At 56.2% G+C, this 23147-nt stretch carries 21 protein-coding genes; 20 read left to right on the forward strand and 1 reads right to left on the reverse strand.

Translation table 11 applies throughout. The features are described from left to right. Window positions 1-58 precede the first annotated feature (58 nt). From C8C96_RS24350 to C8C96_RS24460, 20 genes are all read left to right on the forward strand, one after another. On the forward strand, window positions 59-739 hold the full coding sequence (locus C8C96_RS24350) for a site-specific integrase (RefSeq protein ID WP_121944292.1): 681 nt from the start codon (window positions 59-61) through the stop codon (window positions 737-739). A gap of 306 nt (window positions 740-1045) precedes the next feature. After that, window positions 1046-1204, forward strand: a complete 159-nt coding sequence (locus C8C96_RS24950; protein WP_158605802.1) for a hypothetical protein — start codon at window positions 1046-1048, stop codon at window positions 1202-1204. Between the two features lie 623 nt (window positions 1205-1827). After that, window positions 1828-2190, forward strand: a complete 363-nt coding sequence (locus C8C96_RS24355) for a DUF6283 family protein (RefSeq protein ID WP_233584428.1) — start codon at window positions 1828-1830, stop codon at window positions 2188-2190. Window positions 2191-2283: 93 nt separating this feature from the next. After that, window positions 2284-2784 carry a hypothetical protein gene (locus C8C96_RS24360; protein ID WP_121944294.1) on the forward strand — a complete coding sequence of 167 codons (501 nt, stop codon included), beginning with the start codon at window positions 2284-2286 and terminating at the stop codon, window positions 2782-2784. 1799 nt (window positions 2785-4583) lie between these two features. Then, window positions 4584-4934, forward strand: coding sequence for a transposase (locus tag C8C96_RS24380; protein ID WP_008903582.1), 351 nt, complete (start codon window positions 4584-4586; stop codon window positions 4932-4934). Further along, window positions 4931-5278 carry an IS66 family insertion sequence element accessory protein TnpB gene (tnpB, locus tag C8C96_RS24385; protein WP_008903583.1) on the forward strand — a complete coding sequence of 116 codons (348 nt, stop codon included), beginning with the start codon at window positions 4931-4933 and terminating at the stop codon, window positions 5276-5278. The genes C8C96_RS24380 and tnpB overlap by 4 nt, the downstream gene beginning before the upstream one ends. A gap of 63 nt (window positions 5279-5341) precedes the next feature. Next, window positions 5342-6913 (forward strand): IS66 family transposase, encoded by a 1572-nt coding sequence (locus C8C96_RS24390; RefSeq protein ID WP_034693102.1) that lies wholly within the window; start codon window positions 5342-5344, stop codon window positions 6911-6913. Next, window positions 6910-7431: a hypothetical protein gene (locus C8C96_RS24395; protein ID WP_008903585.1), complete on the forward strand. Its 522-nt coding sequence runs from the start codon at window positions 6910-6912 to the stop codon at window positions 7429-7431. The genes C8C96_RS24390 and C8C96_RS24395 overlap by 4 nt, the downstream gene beginning before the upstream one ends. A gap of 291 nt (window positions 7432-7722) precedes the next feature. After that, entirely contained in the window at window positions 7723-8859 is a 1137-nt protein-coding gene (locus C8C96_RS24405; protein WP_121944298.1) for a toxic anion resistance protein, read from the forward strand. 98 nt (window positions 8860-8957) lie between these two features. Continuing rightward, complete coding sequence (locus tag C8C96_RS24810; RefSeq protein ID WP_147455756.1) at window positions 8958-9671, forward strand: hypothetical protein; 714 nt, start codon at window positions 8958-8960, stop codon at window positions 9669-9671. Window positions 9672-10071: 400 nt separating this feature from the next. After that, the gene (locus tag C8C96_RS24815) at window positions 10072-10494 is read left to right on the forward strand and encodes a hypothetical protein (protein WP_147455757.1); all 423 of its coding nucleotides are present in this window, start codon (window positions 10072-10074) and stop codon (window positions 10492-10494) included. Between the two features lie 466 nt (window positions 10495-10960). After that, a complete protein-coding gene (locus tag C8C96_RS25250) occupies window positions 10961-11467 on the forward strand; it encodes a hypothetical protein (protein WP_233584418.1) in 507 nt (168 codons plus the stop codon). 693 nt (window positions 11468-12160) lie between these two features. Next, the gene (locus C8C96_RS24425) at window positions 12161-12469 is read left to right on the forward strand and encodes a hypothetical protein (RefSeq protein ID WP_121944301.1); all 309 of its coding nucleotides are present in this window, start codon (window positions 12161-12163) and stop codon (window positions 12467-12469) included. Between the two features lie 71 nt (window positions 12470-12540). Beyond that, window positions 12541-14433, forward strand: coding sequence for a DUF4942 domain-containing protein (locus C8C96_RS24430; protein ID WP_121944302.1), 1893 nt, complete (start codon window positions 12541-12543; stop codon window positions 14431-14433). 293 nt (window positions 14434-14726) lie between these two features. Further along, window positions 14727-15395, forward strand: a complete 669-nt coding sequence (locus C8C96_RS24435; protein ID WP_147455758.1) for a hypothetical protein — start codon at window positions 14727-14729, stop codon at window positions 15393-15395. Between the two features lie 72 nt (window positions 15396-15467). Beyond that, entirely contained in the window at window positions 15468-15746 is a 279-nt protein-coding gene (locus C8C96_RS24440; protein WP_147455759.1) for a hypothetical protein, read from the forward strand. After that, window positions 15730-16344, forward strand: a complete 615-nt coding sequence (locus tag C8C96_RS24445) for an AAA family ATPase (RefSeq protein WP_121944305.1) — start codon at window positions 15730-15732, stop codon at window positions 16342-16344. The genes C8C96_RS24440 and C8C96_RS24445 overlap by 17 nt, the downstream gene beginning before the upstream one ends. A 98-nt stretch (window positions 16345-16442) precedes the next feature. Beyond that, a complete protein-coding gene (locus tag C8C96_RS24450) occupies window positions 16443-17075 on the forward strand; it encodes a hypothetical protein (protein ID WP_121944306.1) in 633 nt (210 codons plus the stop codon). Window positions 17076-17544: 469 nt separating this feature from the next. Next, window positions 17545-19269 carry a hypothetical protein gene (locus C8C96_RS24455; RefSeq protein ID WP_121944307.1) on the forward strand — a complete coding sequence of 575 codons (1725 nt, stop codon included), beginning with the start codon at window positions 17545-17547 and terminating at the stop codon, window positions 19267-19269. Between the two features lie 327 nt (window positions 19270-19596). Beyond that, on the forward strand, window positions 19597-20643 hold the full coding sequence (locus C8C96_RS24460) for a tyrosine-type recombinase/integrase (RefSeq protein ID WP_121944308.1): 1047 nt from the start codon (window positions 19597-19599) through the stop codon (window positions 20641-20643). Between the two features lie 15 nt (window positions 20644-20658). On the opposite strand, the gene C8C96_RS24465 is transcribed toward C8C96_RS24460, so the two are convergent. Continuing rightward, window positions 20659-23034, reverse strand: coding sequence for a tyrosine-type recombinase/integrase (locus C8C96_RS24465; RefSeq protein WP_147455760.1), 2376 nt, complete (start codon window positions 23032-23034; stop codon window positions 20659-20661). Between the last annotated feature and the right edge of the window lie 113 nt (window positions 23035-23147).

Raw genomic sequence — 23147 nt, forward strand, 5'->3', positions numbered from 1 at the left:
GAGCCTGCACCGGTCTCTCTCTGCTTTTCGTCCACACCATCGAATTACAGAGAGCCGCATGACCGAGATCACTCGCGCAAAGACCCTGCACCAAGGGCAATTCACCCGCCTCATCAAAATCACCCAGGCCACCTCTCGGTACCCGGAACGTGATGTTCTTGTGCTGATGCTGGGGCACCACTGCGGCATGCGCATCACCGAGATTTCGCGCCTGACCGTGGCCGATGTGATGCATGCGTCTGGCAAGCTGCGCAGCGAGATCAGCATGCGCGAAGCGATCACAAAGGGGTGTCGCCAGCGATGCGCGTACCTGGCCTCCAAGCCAGCCATCAACGCCCTGGAGGCCTACCTGAAGTACCGGATCGAGCGCGGCATCGGCACAGTCGTCGGCTCAGGTCCGTACAGTGGCTTGCTGCCGCATCAGCCGTTGATCTACAGCAGCCGGGGCGACGGTATGTCCCAGAACACCAAGCGGCGAGTGCTTGAGACTGGCGAAGAAAAAGCCTACCGGGCATGCGACTCGCTGCAGGCGCATGTGACCAGGCTGTACCAGCGCGCAGGCATCAAGGGCGGTTCCAGCCATTCTGGTCGCCGCACGTTCGCCAGCAGAGTGCTGGCCACAACGGGCGACATGGAGGCCGTTGCCCAACTCCTTGGGCACTCCAGCATCGACTGCTCACAGCGATACGTGGATATCAATGAGGAGACCATCTGCGACATGTTCGCGAATGCTGTTTAGCTTAACGGCTGGATGTGTATCATCGGGGCTATGAACAAACACCAGTTTGATTTTCTTGCACGCAAGCTGCGATCAAAGGAGCCAGCGATCAGCGCTGCGCGGCTCGTTCTTCTTCACGGAGTTCCCCCAGCAGAGGCCGCAAAGTCCACCGGCATCAGCATTCAGTCGCTTTCACGCAGTCTGAAGTCGTTTAGGGAGATGCACACGGAGATTGTGAATCTCTACTGTGAGCCATCAAAAGATGCTTGACACTTAACGGCTAGAGGATAACAATAGAGCCTCAAACGCAGTCTAGGACATCAGACCATGAAGCCAACAACACTGACCAAGAGCGAATGCGTTCGCCGCGCTCGCAACCTGAACCAGCAGGCGGTTTCATACCGCTTGGGCGGCCAGATGAAGTGGGCTCGTGAACTGGTGCAGAAGCGCAAGCAGTACATGGCCGCAGCGCGGCTTTTTGCTTAACCGAGGCAAGGACGCTAACCATGATTCGGACCAAAGAGCAGCTGGTCACAGCCCTTGGCAACGGGAAGCGCTTGCATGGACATGCGGGTTCGCGTCCTTCGGCTCCATGGAGATACGAGGTTGATGGCGTGACTGTCCATGGGAACGCATTCCACGCTGCGGACAAGGCTGGTTTGCTTGCCTGCGTGGTAAGGCACTGGAACCACAGCACATACCGCGCAAAGCGCGCCCCAAAGGCCACGGCCTGAACCAAGGAAAGACATGGGGCAAATCCACACTCTTACGGTTTCGACATGCAGGCTTGATGCCGGTTGTAGAGCCACGTTGACGACAATGCTGAACAATGGGTGGACCAAGGCGCACACGCCGTATACGACAACCCAAAATGTTCTCTCGCTCGCTGAACTGGGCCACTTACTCCAGCACGGTGGGTTGCCTTTGCAATCGGGGCCCATTTCAACGCTTCAGAGCTACTCATCTCCACGGTTTGGCCCCGGCGCTGGCACCGATGTTTCCTTCCAACTGAACGTTGATCTTGTATAGGAAACCGAATCGTGTCTCGCACAACCCGTATCACGAACATTCGGCCTGCTGGCCTGAACGATCGCGGAGAAGACCATCAGGTGGTCTCTGTTGCCGGCGGCAGTGGGAGTTATCGTCGAACACCTTGCCCCAATTGCCCGTGGCGGATTGACGCTGTTGGTGAGTTCCCTGCAGAAGCCTTCAGACACTCTGCGCGTACAGCATATGACATGGCAAAAGAGTCATTCGCGTGCCATGCTTCGGGCTCAGATAAGCCGGCGACGTGTGCAGGCTTCCTCTTGCGTGGAGCAGATCACAACCTGGGCATTCGATTGAGGCGAATGAAGGACGAACTCATGGAGGTTTGCGATGGTGGTCACGAGTTGCATGAGAACTATCGTGCAATGGCCATTGCCAATGGTGTACCAGCGGATGATCCCGTTTTGGCAGCGTGCCGCGATTGAGCAAGGAAAACATACATGGCCCGCGTTGGCCATGTCTAGGCTCCAGCGCCAAGGTCTGCACCTTGGCATTGCAGCTTGAACAAGGACACAGCAATGGCGCGTATTTCTGGACCGTATGAAGGCTTCTACATCGCCGCGAGAGCGCAACAGATCGAAAGCGGATGGATGGGTGAGGCGAGAGTGTTCTCTGAACGCCCTACCACTTTCGATGACCAATCGTCTGTGGCGAAGTTGGGTGGAGACCACAGCAATTCGCCAAGTGAGTTGGATGCGGTTGAGAACGCCGAACGGGTTGCCCGGGATTGGATCATGACTAACCAACGGCTGTATGTGCAATTTGAGTTGGCGAGATCAGTCTATGCCTGGCACCAAGTTCTGTTGGTTACCACGGCCCACATGGATCGTCGCTTCGTTGCGCAGAAAATTGAAGAGGCAACAGTCAAGTTTGTCGAGAATGGTGGTGTCGCAAAGACCGGGGTTGGCCCCTTAGGTGACAAAGGCCCGGTACTTGAAACCAGTGACGGCAATGAGGTCCCGTACTCAGCTGGAAGTACGCTGGCTGTTCATTACGGCCAGATATTGCGCTCGCGATAGGTGGACATTCTCAAGGGAAAGCCGTATATGTATAAGCCAATTGACGACTCCCCTTCCAAGTTCGTTCGATTTAGAAACGCTGTCATAAAGGAACTACTCAATTCGTATGTTGTTTCCGAAGAAGAGGTTGAACAACTCCTACATGGAGAACTGGACTTACTTTATGACCTCTTTGACGATGGATCGGTTGAAGGTGCTGCTGCCGTCTTGGCTGTATTAAACGACTTGGCTGACAAATAGGAAATCTGTCATGAAGTGTCAGTACGGTTTCGGTCTTTTGAGCGCACTGCTGGTCGCTTTTTTGGCCGTGGTCGCAGCGACCACTGTCTATGCAACCTGGGGACCGGTGTACGAAGTGCAATGCGTAGAGCCATCGGTCCATGAGCTTGAGGGGGCCAAGAGAATCAACGAACTGGTGTCCAGTCCGTTTGGTGACGAGTACATGCCGAAACCGAAATGCTCAAAGGTATTTGTACGTTGAGTCAATGGAAATCACGGTTAGAGAGTATGAAAAAAAACAGTCTTGCACGGTGGAGGGCTTGGTACTGGCTTACATGCGCGTCTCTAGGGGCTGATTTGCGCCTGTCGAGTAGTTAGGCCGAAGAATGCGCGTAACACTTTACATATGCATAGTGACTCCCTTCATTCCGACGATCTGATCCAGGTAAGTGCTGATGGAAAGACGGTTTGGATTCACTCGCCAAATGATGGGTCCACCGTGGGTCGGTTTTCAAAAAAATTCGGCATGGATGTTCACACAACCGTTTCAGAGCAACTTCAAGGAGCAGGTCAATGTCTATGCTGTACCCACGAACCTCCTACTAAATACGAGTGGGAGCATTTCGTTCGGCTGATGCACGAGCATCACGGGATCATCGTTCCTACTGATCTGATCGATTTCCAATAATGAGTATCTTGATCAGCACATGGCAATGCTGGTGACGTGTCAGATCCCCCTTGAGGAATCGGACGCGCGAGTCTAAACGTCACGTTTTTCCTTGCTTTTCGCCCCCCTTTCGCAGGGTCTGGCTCTTCACAATCCTCTTTACTGCATCGGCGGGACAGCACGCAGCAGGACCTTCAGCACTGTCGGTCGGCGGTGGTCTGCTAGACCGAAGCCCAAAGTTCGACTGGAGCTAGAGAATGGAAATAGAAGAACTGAAGAGTGTTGTTCTGCCAGCGCTTTTCGACCAGCCAACCAAAATTGGAGAGTACGGCGCGACGGAAAGTAATGTTGAAGTCCTGAATGACATCTCAAACCTCATGGAAAGCGGGGCGGTTGGAGCCCTAGCCGGTCATATCTCCGAAATCGTTTCAAAGCTGACAGACGCTGACCCAGAGAAAGTGGCCAAAAAGACGAATTGGCTTGGGAAGTTTTTGGGCAACGAAGTTGAACGCCAGGTTCGCTACCAAGTCGCGCGTAAAGCGCTGGACGAACTGCTCTTGGATGCTGAGGTCGTGGCTCAACGAGTCAAGGACACACTGACCTCTATAGAAGTGCTCATAAAGAGCCACGGAATGGAGACGCAACGTCTTCGCAGGCTCATTCAAGCTGGCCGTGAATATCTCGATGAAAACCCACAAGTTGGAGTAGCGAACACAGGCGAACTCCAATTTGATAAGCCACGCGAGCGATTTGCCCGGAAACTGGCCAACCTAGCAACGCTCCTTGCCTCGCACGAGAGTAAGCGTGGCCCCAAGGCCCTTCTTGTGAGGAGCGGAGGGTCAATGCAGGATATGTCCATATGCAAGACAGTGGACACACCCCAGAGTGGAACGGCCCGACGGTGGAGCGAGTCATGCGCAACGGCAAGCGCATCTACGTCTCGGCCTTCAAGGCCTGGCTGGTGGAGCAAGCGCTCAAGCCAGAGGTTTCGGTTGCCGGCCTGGCACTTCGCCACGGTGTCAACGCCAACCAGCTTCGCAGCTGGATGAAACTCGAGCACTGGCAGTCCTCACCTCATACGTTGTTGCCGGTCACGGTCGTCGCAGACGCTCGGCCAGCTGAGGTGGTGGCCACCACAAACGCTCGTCAGCCAACCCAACCCAAGGGGGTGATGGAGATTGAGGTGGGCGGCACTGTCATCCGTCTGCGCGGCCCAGTGGATACCGAGCAACTCAAGGCGGTGCTGGCCGTGGTGCGCGCATGATCGGTTTGCCAGCGAACACGCGGGTGTGGATCGTGGCCGGCCACACCGACATGCGCAAAGGCTTCGACGGTTTGGCGGCAATGGTCCAAGGAGCTTTGAGCGAGAACCCGTTCAGTGGCCACGTCTTTGTCTTTCGCGGCCGGCGCGGCGACATCCTCAAAGTGCTGTGGTTTGATGGCCAAGGTTTGCTGCTGCTGAGCAAGCGGCTCGAACGCGGCCGCTTTGTCTGGCCGCAAGCTGCATCCGGCGGCGTGTCTCTGACCTCAGCCCAACTCTCGATGCTGCTTGAAGGCATCGACTGGCGCATGCCGGCGCGCACGCACCGTCCCGATCTGGCGGCGTAAAGCTTGGCAGTTGCGGGTCATTCCCGATGAGGTGAGACAGCAGAGTTGGGCATACTCAAAACCGTGCCGACGCCCCATCAACCGCCCCAGAACATCGACGAATTGCTGCGCATCATCGCGGCGCGCGACAGCGAGGTGGCCCTGCTCAAGTTGATGGTCGACAAACTCAAATTGCAACTGCTGCGCCGGGTTCGCTCCGAATTCGGTACCTCCAGCGAACAGTGGTCGGCGCAGATGCCTTTGATCGATGGTGGCGAGACCGCGATGGTCACTCGAGCCAAGGCCGCATCTGCACCGGCCCCCGCCAATGACCCGCAGATCGACCGCAGTCTGCCCGCGCACCTGCCGCGCGATGTTCGGGAGCACCTGCCCGAGATCAGCGACACGCACCAGGACACAAATGGCCAGTCCTGCGGGTGCACCGCTTGTGGCGCTCGACTGCGTAAGATAGGACAGGATGTCTCCGAACAACTGGAGTACGTGCCTGCCCACTTCAAGGTGATCCGGCATGTGCGTCCCAAGCTGGCCTGCGTGGCGTGCCATGCCATCTTCCAGGCCAGCGCACCCAGCCGCCCCATAGCGCGCGGACTGGCCGGTGCCGGCCTGCTGGCCCATGTGCTGGTGTCCAAGTACTGTGACCATTTGCCTCTCTACCGCCAAAGCGGCATTTACGCCCGCAGCGGTGTTGAGCTGGACCGCTCAACGCTGGCCGGCTGGGTTGACCAGGCCGGTCAATTGCTTGATCCCCTGGTGGCCGCACTGGGGCGCTACACCCTGGCGGCTGCCAAGATTCATGCCGACGACACCCCCGTGCCGGTGCTGCAGCCCGGGCGCGGCAAGACCAAGACGGGGCGCTTGTGGGTGTACGTCAGAGATGACCGTCCGATCGGCTCAAGTGCGCCACCGTCGGCCTGGTACCAGTACACCCCAGATCGCAAAGGCGAGCATCCAGAGCGCCACTTGAAGAAATATCGCGGCATTCTCCAGGCGGATGCCTATGGCGGCTGGGGCAAGCTGTACGCCTCAGGACAGATCACCGAGGCAGCATGCTGGGCGCACGCGCGCCGACCGTGGTGGGACCTGTACCTGAGCAGCGGCAAAGACGAGACGTCTATCGCAGCACAGGCGCTCAGACGCATTGCCGATCTGTATGCCATCGAGCGTGACATTCGGGGAAAGCCTCCCGACATTCGACAGGCCCAACGCCAGGCGCGTGCCGGGCCGCTGCTGCAGGAGATGCACGTCTGGTTGAGCCAGTTGGTTGGTCGGGTGTCGGCCAAATCGGAGTTGGCCAAAGCCATTGGCTATAGCCTGACACGCTGGCAGGCTCTGACGCGGTATTGCCAAGATGGGCGCATCGAGATGGACAACAACGCAGCAGAGCGGGCATTGCGCGGGGTGGCTTTGGGACGGGGCAACTACCTGTTCATGGGATCGGATGCCGGCGGCGAGCAAGCGGCGGCGATCTACAGCCTGGTGCAAACCGCCAAACTCAACGGGATTGACCCCGAGGCCTACTTGCGGGAGGTGCTCGGCCGCATAGCCGACCACCCCATCAACCGCATTGATGAGTTGCTGCCCTGGAACCTGATGCGGCAGTCCCGTCAGGCGGATCAACAACGCAAGGCGGCATGAGCGTGTCTGGCATTGACCCGCGGGTGCTGGACGCCCTGCAGAACGCAAGCAGCCTGGAGCTGTTCCAGCTCAGCACGCTGATCGAGCGGCTGCTGGCCGACCCACGCCGCATCATTGCCGTGCGCAAGGACATGAACCTGGGTCAAACCGTGCGCTTTGTGGACTGGCGCGATGGCAGTCTGCGAGAAGGCAAGGTGGTGGCCATGCGTGACACGCAGGTCACGTTGCAAGACCTGCGCGAGCGCAAAGAGTGGAAGTTGCCTTACGCCGCGATCGAACCGCCCTTGCCCGATCCTGCAACACGCCCTCAAGCTGTGGCGCCAGAGCCGCCGGCCGCCCCCCGACCGACGCGCAACGACTTTCGCTGCGGCGAGAAGGTCGCCTTTGAGGACAAGTACCTGCAGACCGTGGTGGGCACCATCGTGCGCATCAACAGCCGCACTGCAACCATCGACCCCGGTGATGGCACGCAGTGGCGCGTAGGCTTCGGCTTGCTGCGACACATCCTGGACGTCTGACTATCCCATAAGGACCTCGTCAAGAGGGTGCTGAGCTGACGCTTACGCACGAGATGAGCGTGACACAGATGATGCTCACGCGTGCCCAAGCGGTGGACATGCTCGATAGATTCACTGAGACCTCTAGTGTCTTGGTGCCCGTCTGGCGCCAGCACACCCTCGCCCTCATCTCAACGAAAAGCATGAGCCCATCGATGGTGGCTGAGGCAAGCAAAGCGCACCAGGCCTTGATGCGCAGCCTTTCTCAGAGCCTCGAAGGCATTGAACACTAAACAGACTCAGGATTCGACTATGACCAACGCCCTTCAGACCGCTTCATCCGAAAAATTCCAACTCAGCGCCACCACTCTCAAGGAACTCGGCCTTCAAGACTCCGACGCTGGTGACGTTCGCCAGGTGGCCCAGAAGATTCAACCATCAAATCCAGCGTCAGTTTCTGAATTTGGACGTGCAGTTGCAGAGCACACTTCGCGCTACGCAGACAGCCTGCTCGATCAGGTGCGTAATCGGGATCTGGATGAAGCTGGTGTGAAGTTAACTCAGGTCGTAAACATAGCTCGCTCGTTGAATGTCGGCCCGCTCTCGGATAAGCGATCACGACTGCCGGTAATTGGACCTCTGCTCGATAAATTCCGACTTCGCACATCGAATCTGATGAGTCAATTTGACACTACTCGTAGTCAAATTGAAGCGTTGATTGAAGAGGTTAAAACCACACAAACTAATATTCAACAGCGTAATGCTGGCCTCGAAGACATGTTCTCTTCAGTGCGAGATGAGCACAGGCTGCTAGGTATTCATATTGCTGCTGGACGCTTACGCCTTGATGAATTGCGCGAATTGGCCCAAGAGCAGCGCAGCGACATTGGGAATGATCCTGGACGAGTCCAGGCTTTGTCAGATCTGGACGCTGTGATCGCAAATCTGGACAAGCGCATTGGAGACTTGGTGGCGCTCCAGCACTCTGCGATGCAGAGCTTGCCGACCATTCGCATGGTTCAAGCGGCGAACACGATGCTGGTTGATAAATTTCACACTATTCGTGAAATTACTGTTCCGGCGTGGAAAAGGCAGTTCATGCTTTCATTGACACTGAATGAGCAAAAGAATGCCGTTCAGTTGGCAACCCATATTGATAATACGACAAACGATCTTTTGAAAAGAAATGCTGAGTTACTTCATCGCAATTCTGTCGAAACAGCCAAAGCTAACCAGCGCCTTGTTATCGACGTTGAAACGCTGAAGGATGTGCAGAACACTCTGATCAAAACTGTCGAGGATGTCATAAAAATTCAACAGAGTGGCGTAGATCAGCGAAAGAATGCAGAGCGTCAAATCGAAGCGATGCGAGCCGATCTGCGCGCTCGATTGACCCGCAATCCTGGCAAGGAGCAAATTGCCTCCGAGGTCACCGATGAGCGTATTTGATCCGGTAGTTGCGCAACAAATTGATGTTTTGCGGCAAAGCAATGCAAATGTGAAAAGAATCGTGAAGCTTACTGCGCGCAGAAACCGGATTATATAAAATGCCTAGAAAGAAACGCAAAAGCCCACCAGTTTCCTTTCGCGAAATTCTGCATACCGGCTCCGGGATTAAAAATGCCACCATAGCGAAGCAACTGGAATGGCTGGATCTGCGTGGTGCATATCTTCAGCGTGCTGGTTGGTTCGGGTTCGCCTTGATCGCGTTGGCGATTGCATTTACCTTACTGCATCGTGAATGGGTCCCAGGCGAAACGACCAAAATCTACTATCCAGCACCGCTGCAAGTCTTGTTTAATGTTGAGCTTGCGCATGGTGTGCGGAGGCCCACCGAAAACCTCATCAGGCGCGCAGAGGCTGGTGATGTAAGTGATGTCAAAGCAATACTTTCCGAAAAGAAGCTCCTGGCGCAAGGGTATGCTCATTTGCTTCTCTTTCAAGTGGCTAAACAATCAAATTCTTCACTTGCCGGGATAGATCTGCCTCTTGCAGCTAAATATGCCTTTGACAATAAGGAGGTGCCAACTGAAGTACAGATAAACATTGAGTTGGCTGCATTTGGCGAGGTTAAAAGTGTGCGTGCCATAGATAGGTACAAAGAGCTAAAAGAAGTTGTTGATTCAAAGGTATATCGAAAAAGGAACGCAATCATCTTTTCATCAGTAGGCGGAATTGTCTCACTTTTACTTCTATTGGTTGGGGGTTTGCTTCAATTCAAATCTCGCAGGATTTCAACTCTTCTCAAAGCCTTGCAGTGAAGAAAGATCAGAAATGAAAATCGAAGCTAGTGTCACGCTGTAAGAATTTGAAGAAATGGAGACTGATGCAGATAGGTTGTCTTAATCAATCCGCTATGTGATTGAGGGGGGGTATAAAAGATGAGACAGGTACCTTGTATTTGTCGGGGGTGGCCCTTGCTGTTCACGTTAAGAATGATCAATAGATTCATCAAAACTGCTCACAACTGCGAAAACCCGTCTACTGCTTACTTGTGCTGGCACTGCCGTAAGGGGGGCTGCTTGTGGATTTCTGGAGTCCTTCGCAGACCTCCTCTCTCTTGGCTGTATAGTCAAAAGTTCGTGACAGATGTAGGCTGAAATGTAGGCGGGCTCTAGTCGGACCATCCTATCGAATTTATAACCACCAAAGGGGACTGCCGTGAGCGCTGAAAATAAAGTATCAACAGAGTCTGTTTTGCAAGATGCGCTGCTTCTTTTGGATGAGGTGTCGTCGTATCTGAAACGGCTTCCTACCGTTCCTGTTACTCTGCAATTGGCTCGGAAGGTGGATGGTTTCACCGCAGATCCTCACCGAAGAACGGCCATCCGAATTGCAAAAGAGACTGCATCGGAGCTTGAGATGAGGAGTCAGACGCGCTCTGCTGTAACATTCACCCCGGCCGGGTTGCCATTGATTAAAGTCGCAGTGAATGGTGATGTCGTCAGGATTTCCCTTGCAGAAACTTTTGCAAAACATGCCGATGTTGGGAGAAATATAGACAATGGATTAGTCAATACTGCCATACGTCAACTTGAGTCTGGAGTCGAACTAACACTTGATCAGAAGAAGCTTGATTTCTGACCGAGACAATTCAAATTCAAAATGGTCAATAGGATTTACTGCGATAGAGATGGTCTTGCCCATCCATGCAGGGCAGGGCAGTTTTGACGCCAACCGACGCTTCAGGTGGAGGATCACTTGCAGACAGCGGGCTCGGCCAGAAGTACCAGGGTGTGCGTGGCGTAGAACGCCCCAGGCGATCTGGAAGGTCGTTACACCGATTGCTACCTTGCTTCGGTGGACATCCACTACCCCTCGGATACAATGAGGAACGGTCCATGGGGCCCATGAAAAGTGACTTCGAAAGCTGAGCATCCTTCGATGCTTCCGAAGACACTTTTTTGGTGAACGGGGTAATCCTGTCCATCTTGAACCTCGCAACCACCGAGGAAAACGTGGCCATCAGTGAGGTTCGCCTCACAAACTTCAACCTTCGCGGGGCACTTCCCCGTGTGGGTGTGCTCCGCGCTAACGCTAGGAGCACTTTATGGAAATCCGTTACTGGTTTCAGGCCGCAGGCCTTCAATACGAGGACTATCGCCATAGTCCTATCTATCGCGCACATTGCGTGACAGCCAACTTTATGGCGCGCTGCCTGCGAGACCGGGGAGAGCGCTTGAATGCTTGGATGCCAGACAACGCTGCGTCACGCTTTCGAATGCTTCGCCCTCATCGCACCGATGGGGCAAATGCATTGCGCCGGCAAGTAGCTGCCATGGTCCGCGCTGAGCGACGCAGAATCCGTCAATACGGCCATGTGATGCGAAGCCTTCCTCCTGAAGCAAATAGCGCCTACCTGGCAGCTCATGCTGAGGCATCGAAGGCTTTAGCGCGTGGCGAAATTCGCGCCTTCTCTGTTTGCAATGATGTGGCCCTCGGCCGCGTGATTCACTACGAGACACACCAAGGCTGGATGCCAGATCCCGTCTACAGCGATCTGCATGACGACAGCACGCAGCAAGAAGCTGTGTTCGAGTCTTCAGCTGGGTTCTGATTCCTGAGCACTTCACCTGCTTTCTGAGCGCCCTGGTCGATGACTGGGGCTTTTCAGTCGGCTGTCTCCCTCAACGGGCCTATACCGCCTTTGAGGGGGTGTAGGCCATCTGTCCTACGCCATATGGAAGTTCTCGATCTCAATCCAGCCATGCTTGTTCGTGCCCCCTCCACAACCTCTGCAGAGGAGCATCCCGATGCTTCCCAGAAAGTGGCCATTCTGAAGTGCTGCTGCTGCGGCGGTTTCACGCGCGGTCGCCAATTCAGCAACCAAGATCTGGGCTTCGGCCTTGGCTCTTGCTGCGTCGAATTTGTGAGGCCTCGTGTAGATGACATGGAGGCAACCTATGGAGTCCTTGGAGTCCACTACTTTGCAGCCGTGCCCGCGCCAACGCCCGCACCACTTCCACCAGAACCCCTGCGCCGATAGGCCCATGTAGCGCCCCTTGGCTACCTGGTGCGCATCGGCTCACTCTGGTTTTCAAGTCAAAGAAGCTCAGGCTTCTTTGCATGCCACCTTCGATGAGGAGGGCATGCAAAGACGCTTTGAACGGCAACAGGTAATCTGTTCCGACAAACCTCTGAGCTGTGGAGGACATCACAGCATCCAAAGCAGAACTTGTTCTGCGACATCAACCCTGACGGGCGTTCGCTGCCCGAGGGGTCAGCACGTCTGTCTCATTCAGGAGGCAGTATGCAAATTTCGGAATCTCGATCCATCGAAGACGCCAAGCGCATCGTTGCGCAGCTATCTTTTGGCGCCCGTATCACCCCTTGGGAGGCAAGCAATGCACCCCAGTGGGAATACGCTGATTTCATCGTTGGTGATCACACCCTGCGTGTCGGTGTTTCGACTGGGGGAGTGATTTCTTTCAACGGTGACCCTTTCACTCTGTCGAAGCGCCAGATGTGTGTGACCTACGAGACTGCTCGTCAGTCTCTTGCGGAACGTCTTGCCCAAAAGGTCCTGCAGAGCAGGCCTGTTGGCGCGGCAATTCAGTAATCATTTTTCCAACCCCTGCGGGACCTTCTTCCCGCATTGGGGGGTGGTCTCGCTTACCCAAGGAGATCACCATGAGAGATCAGCTTCAGTATTACCCCACTGGCGTGCGCACTGCAGCAAAGGCCTGGGCCAAGTTTCGACGGCCTGTCCGTCACCTGTGCGACCCGAGCGCCGGCAAAGGGCACCTGATTCGCCATGCCCAAGAGGGCTTCCCTGGCGTACCCGACGATGAGTTGCCATGGGTAGCTGAGATCGAGGACACCGAGTTACAGGAGGGTCGATTTAGAACGCGCCTGCGCGACTACGCGCGGATGAAGTTCTCCAACCTGAAAGAGGTATCTGCGATTGAGATTGACATGCAGCATCACTCGTCGCTGAAGGAGTTGGGCGCCAAGATCATTGGCTACGACTTCCTTCAGGTCAGTAGCCTGGCAACGGTGTCAAATCTGATCATGAACCCCCCATTCCAGCAGGGATGTGCTCATGTGCTTCACGCCTGGGATGTCCTCTACGACGCTGAGTTGGTGGCCATCATCAACGCAGAGACCATTCGAAATCCGTTCTCCCAAGATCGGCAGCGCCTCTGCTCTTTGATTGAAAGCCATGGGTCCGTGGAGTTTCTTCAAGACGAGTTCACTGACGAGGTTGAGAGAACGACCAGCGTTGAAATCGCGCTGATCTACTTGGAGAAGATTCCCGGCCAGTACCTGGATGTCGATGCGTTGATGGGAAACCTGAAGCGGGGAGACAACCGGTACAGCGAGATCGATGTGGACACCTGCAATGCACTCGCACTGCCAGGAAATTTCATCCAAGACACATGCTTTCGCTTTGAACAAGCGGTTGCAGCAGCACGCCGCGCGAGTGAAGCTATCGCCATTTCCGATCACCTATCCGCAGGGTTGGGTGTGACCTTGGAGGAGATGCAAACCAAGGGTGTGGGAAGCGACTTCCGAGAGGTCTCTGGATCGATACGAGAAGCCGCCAACAATGACTTCAAAGTCCGGTATGACGACCTCAAAAAACGGGCGTGGGCGCAAATTCTGCGATCAACGTTGTTGACTGACAAGCTGAGCAATCAGGCGCGTCGCAAGGTCGAGGCCTCCTCTCAAGAGATCTACAACCTGGAGTTCAACGCGGCCAACATCCACGGCTTTTTGAGTGGGGTTGCACAGTCTCTCGGCGACATCTACCAGGAGATGATCCTGATGCTGTTTGACAGCATCATCGAGCGCTCTTCGGACAACGCGGTTTTCTACAAGAGCTGGAAGTCAAATCAGAAGCATCGGATTGGGATGAGACTGCGCAAAACGCGTTTCATTCTTCCAAGGTTTCGGGTCGGCTTCTCAAAAAACTTGGACTATGAAGACGAGCGGTTTTTGGCCGACATCGACAAAGCCTTTCACTACCTCCATGGTGGAGTAGGGGAGTTCGACGGTTTGGTTCAAGCGTGTCGAAAGAATCCTCTTGGAACGGGTGAGCGCTTCAGTTCGCGGTACTTCGAGTTTCGCCACTACAAAGCCGGGACCATGCACTTCTACCCTAAATCGGAGGAGGTCATGAACAAGCTCAACCGCTTTGTCGGCAGGCTCAGGAACTGGCTACCAGGTGACATGGAGGAGGCCAACAGTGACTTCAAAAAGCAGTACGAGAAGGGTGAGTCCTTCACGGAGGAGTATCTGGCAGCGTGCCGAAATGCTCGCACCAGTTACTACGACCGGGACAACCAGGCGTACAAGCTTCTGCGAATCGTGCAGGGCAAGGATTTCGGCGAGGGAACTCCTGAGCTGGATCGACTTGAACAGGCCATTGACCTGATTCACGAAAAGCATGGTTTGCACTGTGGTCCTGCCCTTACCGGCTCGACTGCTTCTACGGCCATCGCTTACCAACCGCAAATTGAAGAAGGTGCTACTCGCTCTACTACGAACGAGCCTGAGCAACTGCTTCTTTTGGCGGCTTGACCCTTACAGCCTAGAGATAGGCTGATTTCCGGCGCAGATGCTCACCTCACGGTGTGCGTCTGCGGCTGGGCCTCCTCAATCGAGAGGAGGGTTTTCAGAGGGCTCCACGAGTCCTGTGAAAACCTGATTTTTCACCCTAGCGTAATGCTCAGGTGCAAAGCGGAGTTGACCGCGCCATTCCGGCAATCAACATCACCGTCCTGATTCAGGGCATTTCACCCTCAAACGAGGGTTTCACCGTCCGCAAGGTACTTCCCTTGTGGGGGACCTGGCGGCTCACCTGTGAGGTTCCTATGACGATTTATCTTGGCTCCACGCCATGCGAAGAAGAGTGCGCTTCCGTTGGCGATGAACACTACCAATCAGATGCTCGCATCGAGATCGGTGCGTACATCGACCAACTCAATCGGACCTTCCATTTCCACCGCAGTGATCTGGGGATCATCTTTCGGAAGAAACGAGAGCCACATGATTTCGGCGGCTACTACGAGGTAGTCGTGGATTTCGAAGGCTTCAACTGGCTCAGCTCACCGCTGGCCTATGTCATCGAAGAGCACACGCCGACAGAGTGGGATGTGATTGCCCTGCAGGAGATCATCTTGCGGACAGTCTCGACCCATTTCCAACCGGAAGATCTTGGCCTTGACGGGCCTCTTGCTTGGATGAAGACGCCAGTGGTCTCTGTGCCGCAAGGGCGCCGGATGCTGGACCTTGTTCGCAAGGTCCGTACTGGGCGCTGTGTCTCCACCAATGAAGTGTCGGCAAACCTTGCGCTAGATCCAGCAGAGGAGACCTCGGAGCAAGCAGGCACACAGCAATTTGTTGTGGTGCTTGACGACCGCTCTGAGCGGCATTCCTTAACTGAGTTTGAATGCACTGCGCCTAGCGCCGAGCTGGCCATCGAACAGGCGAAATCCACTCATCCAAGCAGTGAAGTGCTGATGCACTTTACGCGCGGATAAACCATCTCTCACCACCCCAACGGGCACACAGTCCGTTGGGACTGGTGCCTTCATTTCTGAAGGAGCTACATGATGAATTTCCTGCTTGAGCGAGGGATCACCTTGACCAGGAGACCCAAACGGCTTACTCTGCACCGCATGAGCAAAGCACAAGCAACGGCTTTCGGTTTGAACACCGCCCAATTGGCAGACCTTGCCAAACAGGCTGTTCGCGAAGCCGTGGCTAAGAACGTCCAGGCGGGCGTTCCAACGACCATTCTTCTCGATGGCCGAGTGCAGACGCTCGATGCGACTGACCCACGGCTGATACCGCTCGTGACTGGTCGGAGCGTCAATGTCCGCGCGTCGTAGCGGACCAAAAGAACCCCCTGTACTCACCGTTTTTGCTGGGCCGAATGGCTCAGGAAAATCAACTCTGACCAGCAAGCTTGTGTCTCAGTCTCGCATTGGCATTCTTGTCAACGCGGATGAGATTGCAGCGCGCATGGCTAGCGATGCAGGACTCGTGTCTGCTTCGGCCGACATGCAGTACAAAGCTGCTGTTGCGGCCGAGGCAATGCGCTGGTCATTGCTAGAGCAGGGGGTTTCGTTCACCACCGAAACGGTCATGTCAGATGAATCCCGATGGCTCAAGTTCTTTGTGAAGGCGCGCTCGTGCGGCTTCTTCATGAACCTGTTCTTCGTCACTACATCTGACCCGGCCATCAATGTGCATCGTGTCGCCGAGCGTGTTCTCCATGGGGGACATTCGGTAGATGCGGAGAAAATCGTGTCGCGCTATCACAAGACGCACGCTTTCCTTCCTCATGCACTTGCGTTGTTTGACCAGGCCTGGCTGTTTGACAACAGTCTTGAACCTGACCTGGTTCTTCAAAAAACAGTTGAGGAGGGGCTCACGGCGGTTGTTCCACGCGAACAGTTGCCAGCATGGGCCAACACCTTGATTTAGGCCCTACTGGGCTTTCCTGGGCCCTTCGCGGCCCAATCACAACCCTTGCGGGCGTGCATCCCGCCTGGGATGCCGCTCGCTCCTTCTTGGAGATTTCAATGAGCATTTCAAACTATCACCTTCCCGCCGACCCCTACGCTGACTGGAAGGGCAGCGAGGCGCCTGGCTACGTGCCAACGGCTCGCCAGCAACCGCTTCTCGATGCTTTTGCAGCCGCGCGTGCTTCGGGACTGCGCTACACCGCAGATATCGCTCAGTTTGTGAGCAAGCAACTTTGCTTGACTGCTGAGGTCCTTGGACGGAACACGACCAATGTAGATGGTGGCGACTTCGGGCATGACTTGTTTTATGCCCGCTCGTGCTATGAGGCCATGCGTAAGCGTCAGAGCCAGATCGATGCCGCTGCTGTCATGGGCAACCTGCCAGTGGATTTGCCTCTGGGCGTCCTGGTCTTCAATGACCACAAACGCACCACTGGGGTGGTCGTCGTTGATTCCTCCGATCCTGAGCACATCCGACTGCGTGGCACACGCGGTAAATTGCGCCTGGAGTTCACCACTGATGCAGTCAGCATCAAGGGTGCCATAGAGCGCGCAGCTAGCAAGGGCTTGCGCAAGGACTCATTTGAGGTCTTTGTTGCAGGCCTGGCCACATCGGCTTCGGTTGAAGCTGATTTTGTGAAATGTGCGGAATCGGCACCCTCCGATTGCGACCTTTTCGCCACCTGCTGAGGCTCGGATATGAAGAAGTCCCCTGCCTCTCTCACTTACCGCAAGGCCCTGGACCGTGCCAAGACTTGCTTGTACATCGGGAGACCGGTCGAAGGTGATGATTTCAGTCCTCTTGAGATCGCAGTCGCTCAGATGCTCATTCATCAGCGACGACACCCGGACGTTTTGCAGCTTCGCCTGTCACGATTCACTCCTGACTCTCGCTCACGCATTCGCCTCTATCCCTTGCTTGCGAGGTGATTGAGTCACTGCGTTGACCTAACCCCTCGTGCTTGGCACGGGGGGCTTTCCACAGCACCCTTTGCGGATGCTCTGGAAAGCCAGAATTAGCCCCCCTGCGTAATGCTGGAGGGATATGCGGTCACTGCCCGCGCCATTGGCAAAGCAGCTTCGGCGTAAGCCATAACCCACCCATTCGGGGCACCAGCTCCGAGGGGAGAGGTGTCTCGGTTTCATTACGGAGGCACCTATGCAAACTCAAGATCTCTTCGAGGTCGAAAAAGCGGCCGACACTCAACACTCACTGGTCCAGTTCTCACGAGAACAGCCAATGGACCGCGCTATGCGGCTCATCCGCGAGGTGTTTGATGAACGTCACATTGCCGTTTGGGCGTACAGCGGGGGCAAAGATTCGAGCGCGACGGCTTGCTTGTTGCTCACAGTTGCTGCGGACTATCGGCGTAGGGGGCTCAGCCTCCCGCCGATCTATGTGACTCACAGCTCTACCGGGGTTGAAAATCCTGTTGTCGCAGCCTTGGCGATGGCCGAACTCACAAAGATGAAAGCCTTTGCTGCAAAGCACGACTTCACACTCATTGTGCTAACGGGCGAGCCGGATCTGAACTCAAGCTGGCCTGGGCGCGTACTCACGGGGCGAGCCCTTCCAACCTATCCGTCATCCCCCACGATGGACTGTAGTCAGTCATGGAAAGTTGACGTGGGCCAGCGATTGCTGAAAGAGGCAATGATCAAGGCTGACGGCCACAAGGGCTGGAATAGACCTGTCGTGATGACTGGGGTTCGTTCTGGCGAATCTGCAGCGCGCGACGTGCGAATTGCCGCAAGGCGCGAGCATGGGGATGGGATCTGGTCAAACTCTGATGGAGATCTTCGGTTGACACCCATCTTCTCGTTCAGCACGGACGATGTGTGGGAAACCCTTGGCTATGCTGCTGCAGGTTTATTGGAGTCCTACTCGGACTTTTCTGAGGTGATCGAGTTTTACCGAGACGCCGGCGGCGGCTGCGTGGTGCTCTCTGCTGATGCAGTACGGGGCTCTTCGACTCCCTGTTCCACGCGCAGCGGCTGCTGGTCATGTACTCGGGCTGGGAAGACTGATCGTTCTGCCGAGCAATTGGTCGAGTCGAACCCAACCAAGTACGGACAACTGAAGCCGTTGAATCGGCTCAGAACATACCTGGTGAACATTCAATACGACTGGTCACTACGGAATCATCTTGGACGCACCATTGCCAAGGATGGTCACATTGAAGTAGTTGCCGACGCCTTCACACCGGAGACGTTACGCAAACTACTGATTTACACCCTGACTGCTGAGAGGCTGTCAGGTGTACCGATCATCTCGGCTGCTCAGCTGATCCTCATTGACGCCAAATGGTCTGCCAGCGCATTTTTCCCCCCCTTCACGGCCATCAAGACCTACTTTGATGTTGTGGATCGGCGGATGTACGAGCAGGCGCCTGAAGTGCCTTATATGCCACCATCACCAGTACCAAGAGTCGGCCGCATTTTCGTCGGCGAGGATTGGTATCAAGTGACGGGTATCAACAGCATGGCTGGAATGCGAGATCCGCTCATGGAGTTGCATCACGAGTCTTGTGACATCAAGCTGAAGGCGTTGAAGAACGGGGCTCTTGTCTGCGACTACGAGGAGGGGCGTAAGCGCGCCGTGGACGAAGATGGAGCCATGGACTTCCTGGCCTTTCTTGCGGAGGACTACATTCGGGATTACTGTCGTGACGACAACCCGGATTGGACAGAGGGGTACCGCATATACCAGCGGCTAGGCATCCTCACCAATGGACTTGGCCACAGCCGCATGATGGACGAGATCCTGAGGCGTAGCCAATGGCTGCAGTCAAAGGATCTTCATGGCCAGCGCAGCGTTGATGAACTCAAGGCTCGCTGCACTGTGCTTTATGAGTCCCAAGCAGCTCTTTTCGATTGCGTTTAAGCTATTGATTGTTGCTTTTTCTACCAATATAAAACCGGCGCACCACTTACGTGGGCGCCGGTTTTTTTTCGCCTGTACCAGTAATAAGAAAATTTGGATTACATGCACCGGCCATTCCCGGCGTTAGATAGGTCGTCAGTTGTAGGGAATTACAACTAAATCAAAGCATTGATCGCAATAGGGGCACTGCACAACACCCGCAATTGCGTGCAATCTTACAGGTCAATTGAGGCTCTTACCCGAAGCGCTTTTGCAACAGCGGATGGACCCTCTGTCGTGTTCTCGCAATTGCTCATAGCACAATAAGTCACGACAATTCAGTTGATCATGAATTCCAAAGTCGAATTGAGCGCAGATGAGTTTTTCGAGCAATGGCTAGAGCATTGCGCGAATGATGACCAGCGGGCCATCAACGACTTTGTTTTCTACAGGTACTTTTGGATATCTTGGACCAAGTTTTTGACAACCGGTGGGGACAAGGAAAACCCCAGGTGGGTTCACTGGACTGATGCAGACCCCGTACTGGTCAAGGGTTATCTCGCTTCCGGTATCGAGACTCGCGCCAACGGCGACACCAAAATCAGCGTGATCACCGAGCGTCGGTACTGGCGCCTGCTGGAGCGGGTGTATGACTACGCTGTGGAGCGCGGGTTGGTTGCAGAAAATCCTGCTGCTGGCATTGCCGACAAGGAAAAGCCTCCTTCTGAAGATCCCAAAGGGGCCATCCTGTCGCCCGTTGTCTGGGAGCAGTGCTTCAAGATCCTACGAGATGGCTCCGAAGATGCTGCGGGCCTGAAGGCCATCGACATCCGCAACCGAGCGCTTTTGCTGGTGCTTTTTGAGTTGGGGCTCACCTCCGCTGAAATCCGCGCGCTTACAGTCGAGTCCTTCGTAGACGGCGTGGCAGGGAAGGGCGCCTCGATCCGCATTACCTCGGGTGGCGTCAACCAACTGCGCACGATGGTCGTGTCCGACGAAGTGCGCTCGGCCATCAAATCCTGGCTGCAGGTGAAGGCGACAGCGGGCAAACACGCTTTGGCACCAGCACTTTTCAGCTCGCAGACGGGCAAACCGATGACCGACGAAAACCTGCTGGTGCTCGTGCGCGCGCATCTGCTTGCTGCCAGTCGAGCCGCTGGCCAAGATGACCCGGTTCGCGCTGGGCCGCAGATCGTCAGGAACACCAGGCTGGTGCAATGGATGCTGTCTGGCATGCCCCAGCCGGAAGTGGCACTTCGCGCTGGTCTCAAAAACGTCCGGGGGCTCCTGCATCTGCGCCTGCATCTGCCTGACGGTCCCCGCCTGGAACTCGCACGCGCGTCCAGCCGAAAAGACGACGAACCGCTGCGCCCCGTTCTCCAGCGGTTGGCCTGAGCAACCCGCTGGGGCTCAGATACTGGTCTTCATCTTGTCCACCGCCCTGATGCGCTCTCCCATGCCGGCCTTCACATAGATAGCGGTGGTGTTGATGTTCTTGTGCCCGAGCAACTCCTGCACCACACTGAGGTTTCCACCAGCCGCCTCCAGCGCTTTGTGCGCGTAGGTGTGGCGCAGCCAGTGGGTCGAAGCCCGCATGAAGGGCGCCTTCCCTTCACCCGCCATCTCGTGGGCATTGTCGGAGCAGATTTTGAAGAAGCTCTTGAGGATGGTGTACAGCATGTGACTGGACAAGGCCCCATGCTCATTGACCGTGTACTTGATCTTGCCCACCTCGGCCTCGCGTTCGATCTCGATGGTGGGCAGCGCCTTGTTGGAGCGCAAAGCCATCTGCGCGCGTTCAATGGCCAATCCCTTGTCTCTGGTGGAGATCCATCGATCATCCAGCACGCCGATCAGCGGCTGGTCTTCAGGTTTGACCTGGGTGAACAGCGCGAGCTTGCCCTGAGCCATCAGCTCTTCGCGGTCCTTGCGGTGCTCACGCAGCGCTTGCATCGTGGCCGTGTTCAGGGGGACCGTGCGTTTGCGCATGCCTTTGCCCAAGACTTCCAACACTCGGGACTCCACGCCACGTTCCAGGGCTCGGTCGGTTTGCACATGGGCCCACCGCGCTTGCGCCACTTCCGCCCGTCGCAGCCCAGCGTTCTCGATCAGCCGAAACAGGGCGCGCAGCCTGCGCTTGGCGGGTCCATCCGGCAGATCTGCGAACGTGTCACCCACCACCTGCAGGTCGGCCTCCGTGAAGGATCGGAACACATCCATCCTCACCTCATCGCGCTTTTGCCCGTCCACCGCCAGGGCTGCGTTGGCACTGATGTACCCTGATTTCTTCCAGTGCGTGTACATGGCCCGCACGGCGGAGAAAGTCACGTTCAGACTCTGGGCGTTGAGGGGGCCACGCAGAGGTCTCCATCCATCGGTGTATTTCTGCTTTGTGCCTTTGGCCACTTGCACCCAATGCTCTGGCGGGTTGATGAGGAAATTCTTGAACGCAAAGAAATCGTCTTCCGTGAGGGACGACAGCGCCCGCTTGCGTTCATGAATGGCCCAGAGGATCAATCGTTCTATGGCCCGTTGATAGGCTTCTTGGGTGTGCGGTGACTTTTGCTGGATCTTTCTGAACCAGGCCTGTACCGCGTCAACATCATTCGACGCTTCCATCGTATTGGCCGCGAGTGCCCGGAACACTCCGTCGCTCCCGTCCAATTCTTCTGGCCACAGCATCGATGTCAGAGGCTGCATCTCATAGGGCGAAGAGATCTGCAGTTCACGGCTGTTGGCCAACGCGGGGAGTCGCGAAAGACCTGGTGCCGGCGTCAGCGTCCAGCGATGCAGCCAGGCCAGCAGGTTTTCTGCCCGCCTGACGCCGTAGCCAGGCAGTTCGTCGTACCAGCTGTCGCCCTTCAACGAGATCCAGTCCACCAGGTTTCCCAGCGTGATCACGCCCGCCTTGCCCAGTGCCTCCTTCTGACTACCGGACATTACAACCCACTGTTCGACGCGGTGAGCGCGCTCGGGCTTGGTGCCCAGGTGTTCATCCAGCCAGTTGATCGCATGCAAGACATCCGCCATCCGCTCGGCCGCACTGCGGCCTGCCTGAAGCACCTGCACCGCCCCGGTCTGTATTGAGGGTTTGGTCTCGGGCGTGATGGGGATCTCTACCTGACTCGGGGAGGGCGCCAGGTCGGGAGCAGGTTCGGCCCTTGCTTCTGCCAGGGCCTCCTCGTACCGCTCGATCAGCTCAGCCTCCGAGAACATGTCCGGGTCGAACTGGGCCGCGAACTCTTCCAAGCTGAGCACCTTGGGTGCCTTCTCCGTCACGGGTTGGGCCTGCACGGCGATGTCCACTTGTCCACTGGTGGGCGCTGGAGGCTCGGTGTTGCTACCGGGTAACCCAACCGGCACTGCGATCACTATGGTCTGGTGGTCCCTGAGGACCCTCACCATAGCGCGGGCCTCTTGGGACTGCTCGATGCCGTTGGCTGCAGCCTCAATCCGGTCCAAAAGTTCCTGGTACTTCTTGACGAGCGCTGGACGCTCGGGCGCACGACCCGGCCACAGCATGTACTGGCGAGCTGCTACAGTGAGATCCACACCTTGGGCGATGGCGCGCAGCATCGCGAACTCGTCGGCCGTCGCATTGTTGTGGGCGATCCGGGTCTGCGAACCTGGTGGGCGTCCGCGTCGGCGAGCCGGTTGGACGCGCTGCGCGGGCTCCAGCGGCTGGCCACCGTCCAGATCCACAACCGCCAGTTTTCCGGGCTCGGGGAGGGCGCCGGATTCGGCGGGCGGTTGCGCTTCAGGAATTTCGGGCGTAGAGTGGGTCATGACCTTGAAAGACGAATTGTCCTCGTGCACTAGCGGCTTGGCCAACTGGCCGCAGCGCCAGCCCAGCCGGAACAACTAAGCGAAAAAGGAGCGGGAAGTCCCCTCCTATTTTT

The sequence above is a fragment of the Acidovorax sp. 100 genome, from assembly GCF_003688355.1.
In the GTDB taxonomy this organism is placed as follows: Bacteria; Pseudomonadota; Gammaproteobacteria; order Burkholderiales; family Burkholderiaceae_C; genus Acidovorax; species Acidovorax delafieldii.